Below are 6,302 nucleotides of genomic sequence, written 5' to 3' on the forward strand. Positions count from 1 at the left end.
ACGCGCATCAGCCATGATCCCGCAAAACAAAGGGGAGAGGCGATGCCGGAGAGCGTCAAAGCAGGCCCGGGCGACCTGAAACGCCTGGCCGCCCTGGAGAAGCTCGACCTCGAAGCCCTGCGGCCCAAGCTGGCCCGCATCGCCCGCCTGGCGCGCCGCCAGGCCGGCGTCGTCGGCGGCGATGTGGTGGTCGCCGGCGCGGAGCATACCTGGCATTCCGGCGTCACCGGCCAGGCCAAGCACTTCCTGCCGACGGCCCAATCCATCTCGACCTCCGCCCTGGAGCGGGACGAGGTGCTTTGGATCGAGGACTGCCGTGCCGACGCCCGCTACCGCGACCACCCCTTCGTCGCCGGCCCGCCGCATACCCGATTCTACGCCTGCGCCCCGATCACCCTGTCCACGGGCGAGCGCATCGGCGCGGTGGTCGTCGCCGACACCGGCCCGCGCGCCTACGATGCGACGGTGGCCGAGAACCTGACCGACCTGGCCGCCCTCGCCGCCGACGAGTGCGGCCGCTACCTCATCGAACGGGACCTGGCGCGAGCCGCCTCCCACGCGGACCGCATGGTCGCCGGCTTCGTCGCCTCCGCTCCGGTGGCCATGTGCGTCACCGACCGCGATCTGAGGATCATCCAGGCGAGCCCCCGCTGGCGGATGCAGCAGCCGGCCGACAAGGTGATCGGCCAGAACATCTTCGAAGCCTATCCCGACACCCGCCGCTGGGAACCGGTCTACCGGCGCTGCCTGGCCGGCAGGTCCGAGCACCACGACCGGGTGCAGATCAAGGCGCCGGACGGTTCGACTCGCTGGGTGCGGGTGGAGGTCAACCCTTGGCGAACCGCGGACGACGAGATCGGCGGGTTGTTGATCATGAGCGTCGACGTCACCGGCATGGGCGAGGCGCTTGAAGAGTCGCGGCGCTCCGAGGAGCGGCTGAAGCTCGCCCTCGAGATCGGCGAGCTGCGCATGTGGGAGATGGACTACAAGCGCCGCCAGCTCAGCGCCGCGGGCGACGAAACCGCCACCCCCTCGGCCACCTACGACGACCTCAGCCGCGACATCTGGCGTGCGGTGCACCCGGAGCACCGCGAAGCGGCGATCGCCGCCTGGGAGCGGCACGTACGGCACGGCGAGCCGTTCCGTCAGGTCTACAAGATGCTGCAGCCGAGCGGCCCCCACCAATGGGTCTACTCGGCCGTGGAGGCCATCAAGGACGAGAATGGCAAGGTGATCCGCACCGTCGGCGTGCTGCGCAACATCGACAAGCAGAAGCGGGCGGAGCTGGAGCTCCTGAAGGCCAAGGAGGCGGCCGAGGCGGCCAACCGGGCCAAGAGCGAGTTCCTGGCCAACATGAGCCACGAGATCCGCACCCCGCTGAACGGGGTGATGGGCGTCGCCGGCGCCCTGGCCCGCACCCCACTGTCGCCCAAGCAGGCGGAGATGGTGGGGATCGTCGAGACCTCGGCCGCCACCCTGGAGGCGCTGCTCAGTGACATCCTCGACCTGGCGCGGGTGGAGGCTGGCCGGCTGGAGCTGAAGTCTGAGCCGTTCGACGTCGCCGCCTCCGTGGACGCCTGCGCGGCCTTGTTCGAGGCCTCGGCCGAGGCCAAGGGGCTGCACTTCCAGAGCCGGGTCGCACCGCAGGCCAAGGGCTGGCGGCTGGGCGACGCCACGCGGCTGCGGCAGATCCTGTCGAACCTGCTGGGCAACGCGGTGAAGTTCACCGCCGCCGGGCGGGTGTCCCTCGACGTCCGCGAAGAGGCCGGGCGGCTGGTGTTCGAGGTCTGCGACACCGGCATCGGATTCGACGAGGAGACCGCCGCACGGCTGTTCGCCCGTTTCCAGCAGGCCGACGGCTCGATCACCCGCAAGTTCGGCGGCACCGGCCTCGGGCTCGCGATCTCCCGCTCGCTGGCCGAAGCCATGGGCGGGACGCTGGAGGGCCACGGCGCGCCCGGACGGGGCGCCACCTTCACCCTGACGCTGCCGCTGCCGCGCAGCGAGGCTCACGCGCCTCGCGAGGCCGAGGCCGAGGCTCCGGGCGAGGCGCTGGACGCCATGCGGGTGCTGCTGGCCGAGGACCACCCCACCAACCGCCGCGTGGTCCAGCTGATCCTGGAGGCCGCCGGCGTCGACCTCACCTGCGTGGAGAACGGGGCCGAGGCCGTGCAGGCCGCAGCCGCGGAGCGGTTCGACCTGGTGCTGATGGACATGCAGATGCCGGTCATGGACGGCCTCACCGCCATCCGCGAGATCCGCGTCCTTGAACGAACGGCCGGCCGCACGCCGATGCCGATCTACACCCTGACCGCCAACGCCATGCCCGAGCACGCCCTGGCCTCCACCGAGGCCGGCGCCGACGGTCACGTGACCAAGCCGGTCACCGCGGCCGCCCTGCTCTCCTGCGTGCAGTCGGTTTCGGTCTCGCGCGGCGCGCCGGGCGAGGCGCTCAGCGCCTAGGCGACGAGCCGGGCCGCCGGGCCAAGCCCGGCGATGAGGCAGCCTGCTAGTGCGCGATCCGCATCTGGCTGATCTGCCCGGCGATCTTCTGGAACACCGGACCGAGGTCGGAGGTCTTCGACACGTCGTAGTACAGCTTCTTGCCCTTCAGCTCGGACGCACAGCTGGTGAGCTTGGCCTGCGAGTTGGCGCTCGCCACCACCCCGATGGTGTAGATGATGATCCCCTTGTCCTTGATCTCGTCGCACAGTTCGATCAGGCGGTCGTCCATGATCTCGGTGCGCTTGGTGAAGCTGTCGCCCTCGTCCATGCCCTTCAGGATCTTCTGCCAGACGAGTCCGTAACCGCCATAGTAGCTGTCGTTGTAGGTGTTCTGGATGCCCGTCTCGAGTGGCGAATAGTTGGTGTTGTCGCCGTCGGTCATTAGGATGATGAACTTCTTGGTGTCCTGAGCCCCGTATGCAGCGCCGTCGCCGTACGGGCCCACGCTAGTCGGTGAAAGGGTGTGCCAGCCCCAGACGAGCCCAATGGGGATGTGGGTCTGCCCGATGGCGTTCATCTTCCCGATCGCGGTCTTGATCTTGTCGGTGTCCGTCGTGAGACGGATGAGCGGCTCCAGCTCGCAGCCGGCGTTCGGACCATAGTAGTATGGTCCGCCGAACCCGGAGTTGAGGGCAAACGTCTTGCCCTTCCGGTTGGAGTGCCAGCCGGTAAGGGTGTACTTCGCCGTCCGCCTCTGCTCGGTGAGAAGCGCCTTTTTCTTCTGGTTGTCATTGCCGCTCGTGCCGGCGCTCGGATCAACGTCCTTGAGATAGTTGTTCCGCTTCGAGTCCCCGGCCGGAACGGCGTCCCCTTGGTCCGGCCAGAAATAGGGCACGAAGCGGGACTTCCACGTGCCGTCATCTTCTTCCGAGATGTCGTAGTCGTCCTGGCGCGACTCGACGCAGCCCTTCCAGTCCTCGCCGATAGCCTTCATCAAGGCGAACCGGTCGGCAGCGCAGTCAAACATGTTGTAGGCGCCGCCGTTGTTGCCGTTAGTGTTCCCGCCGCAGCTATTGCCGCCCATGCTGCGCGACACCGGGTCGATCCAGCTCGGCAGGCCGGGCGCGGTTTGTGTGGTGGTGTTGTAGTTGTCGAGGTCGACGTTCTCGACGACCCGCACGGTGTTGGAGAACGGCACCAGCGAAATCTTCACGTCGCCCTCCCCGATCGCCGCCAGGGAGTCGACCAGCTTGGCGGCCTCGGTCCGCAGGATGGAGATGCGCGTCGGAGTTTCGTTGTTCATCGAGCCGGTGTTGTCGAGCACCAGCGCCACCTCGATCTTGTCGATCGCCCGGACGACCTCTGTGGTGGCCGAGATCGCACGCGAGGTGAAGCACCAGGCGTCCTTGCTGTGCACCTTGCACCAGGTCACCGGCACCCAGGGCTGTACCTTGGCCGTGCCGACGATCCGCTCGCCGTCGTCGTCCTCGACGAGCACGAAGCTGGCTTCGAGCAGCTTGGCCTGCTCGCCGCCGATGAGCTCCAGGTTGGCCTTCAGGGCGCGCTCGCCCATCGCCGCCAGCTCGTCCTCGTCGGTGATCTTCGAACGGGCCACGAACAGGGTCGCCGCATCCAGAGAGTCCTGCAGCTTGGCCTTCTGGCCCATGGCGACGGACACGTTCGCGCCAATGAAGACCATCGGGACCAGGATCATGGTGGCCATAAGGGCGAAGACGACGCCCGCGCCGCCGCGCTGGTCGGCGCCCAGGCGCGCCAGCATCCTGCCCATGATCCCCGACCACGGGAACGCCCGTTGCGACTTCCCTTTGACGTGCACAGCCCGGCCCTATCCTAGGTTTACCCAGGAACAGGATCACCCGGAATGCTGAACAAAGTCGTCCCGGAGAGAGTTAACGGCGCGCGGCGCAGAGCCGCGCCCCGTCTGTCTCAGCGCCTCACCAGCCGCACTTCTCGCCGCGGTTCTGCTGGGTCAGCCAGGCGTCCAGCGGCTTGAAGTAGTCGGCCACGGCGCTCGCGTCGGTGCGCCGCTCGCCGGTGAAGGCCTCCAGCGCCTCGGGCCAGGGCCGCGACTGGCCCATCTCCATCATGGCGTTGAACTTCCGCCCCACCGCCTTCTGGTCATACACCGAGCAGCGGTGCAGCGGGCCCTTCCAGCCGGCCTGCTTGCAGGCGGCCCGGTGGAACTGGAACTGGTAGATGTGGGCCAGGAAGTAGCGCGTGTACGGCGTGTTCCCCGGCACGTGGTACTTGGCGCCCGCATCGAACGCGTCGGCCGGGCGCGGGCCCGGCGGGACGATGCCCTGGTACTGGGTGCGCAGCTTCCACCAGGCGTCGTTGTATTGGTCCGGCGAGACCTGGCCTGCGAACACCTGCCAGCGCCACTTGTCGACCAAGAGGCCGAACGGCAGGAAGGCGATCTTGTCGAGCGCCATGTCCAGCAGGAACGGGATGTCCTGGTCGGCGGCCGGCGGCTTATCCAGCAGCTTGATCTGCTGCAGGTAGGTCGGCGTCAGGGCCGACAGGCCGGCGAAGTCGCCGATCGCCTCGTGGAAGCCGTCGTTGGCCCCGCCCTTGAAGAGGTAGGGCTGATCCTTGTAGGCGCGCTGGTAGTAGTTGTGCCCCAGCTCGTGGTGGACTGTGACGAAGTCCTCCGAGTTCACCTTGGTGCACATCTTGATGCGGATGTCGTCGCGCCCGTCGAGGTTCCAGGCGCTGGCGTGGCAGACCACTTCCCGGTCCTGCGGGCGGGTGATCATCGACCGTTCCCAGAAGGTCTGCGGCAGGGGCGCGATGCCCAGCGAGGAGTAGAAGTTCTCGCCGGTCTTCACCATCCGCACCGGGTCGTAGCCCTTGGAGACCAGCAGGTCGGTGACGCTGTAGCTCTCCGACGCGGTCTTCGGGGCGACGATGTCGTAGATGTTGCCCCATTGCTGGGCCCACATGTTGCCCAGAAGGTCGGCGCGGATGGGGCCGGTGCGGGGCTGCACGGCGTCGCCGTACTTCTCGTTCAGCCGGGCGCGCACGTAGCAGTGCAGGTTCTTGTAGAAGGGCTCCACCTGGCCCCACAGCCTGTCGGTCTCTGCGGCGAAGGCGTCGGGGTCCATGTCGTAGTTGGAGCGCCACAGGGCGCCGGTGTCGGCGAAGCCCAGCTCCTTGGAGCCCTCGTTGGCGAGGGACACGAGCCTGGCGTAGTCCGGCTTCATCACCGGCGCGATCGAGTGCCAGCCTTCCCACACCGCCTTGGTCACCGCCGGATCGCGGCTCTCACGCAGGATGTCCTCGGCGTCGTTGAGGGTGATCGGCTTGCCGCCGTGCTGGAACTTGCCGGTGGAATAGGTGGAATCTAGCTTGGCCTCGAGCGTCGCCAGCTCGCCCGCCGCGCCGGGGCGGTTGGGCGCCGGCAGGGTCAGGAACAGCTTGAGCAGCTTCAGCTTGCGAGCGGTGACCGGGTCGGTCTGCACGCCGTCGAACCGGGCCGCCTGCATGGCCAGCCGCGTGGCCAGCTCCTTCTGCTCGCCGCTCGCCTTGGCGTCGAGCCACTGGGTGTCCTCGGTGATGTAGGTCGCCCGCACCCAGGAGGACTTGTTGACGTAGAGGCTAACCGCCTCCAGGTCCTTCTCGGCCTTATCGACGAAGGCCTTGGCCTCGGCGGCGGTCGGGCGCGCCGGCGCCTGGGCCGAGGAGGCCCCGCCGATCGCGAGGCTGAGGGCGGCGATCGCGGCGGCGGCGAGCAGCGTCTTCTTCATGGGTCGGCGTCGCGTCCTTGAACTGCAGGAAGGCGTCTCTCGCGACGCCGGCTGGCGCGCAGCAATCCCGACCACAGCCACGGCAGTCAA

General features: G+C 68.1%; 3 protein-coding genes. 1 reads left to right on the plus strand and 2 read right to left on the minus strand.

The features are described 5' to 3' along the window. Window positions 1-42 precede the first annotated feature (42 nt). Window positions 43-2,463, plus strand: a complete 2,421-nt coding sequence (locus VHK87_RS16285) for an ATP-binding protein (protein ID WP_329635941.1) — start codon at window positions 43-45, stop codon at window positions 2,461-2,463. A 46-nt stretch (window positions 2,464-2,509) separates the two neighbouring features. Here the strand turns inward: VHK87_RS16285 and VHK87_RS16290 are convergent, their stop codons facing one another. Together VHK87_RS16290 and VHK87_RS16295 are read right to left on the minus strand one after the other, a co-directional pair. After that, window positions 2,510-4,225: a TadE/TadG family type IV pilus assembly protein gene (locus VHK87_RS16290; protein ID WP_329635942.1), complete on the minus strand. Its 1,716-nt coding sequence runs from the start codon at window positions 4,223-4,225 to the stop codon at window positions 2,510-2,512. A gap of 175 nt (window positions 4,226-4,400) precedes the next feature. Continuing rightward, a complete protein-coding gene (locus VHK87_RS16295) occupies window positions 4,401-6,212 on the minus strand; it encodes a M2 family metallopeptidase (RefSeq protein ID WP_329635943.1) in 1,812 nt (603 codons plus the stop codon). Between the last annotated feature and the right edge of the window lie 90 nt (window positions 6,213-6,302).

It is taken from the genome of Phenylobacterium sp., assembly GCF_036263695.1.
Lineage (GTDB): Bacteria > Pseudomonadota > Alphaproteobacteria > Caulobacterales > Caulobacteraceae > Phenylobacterium.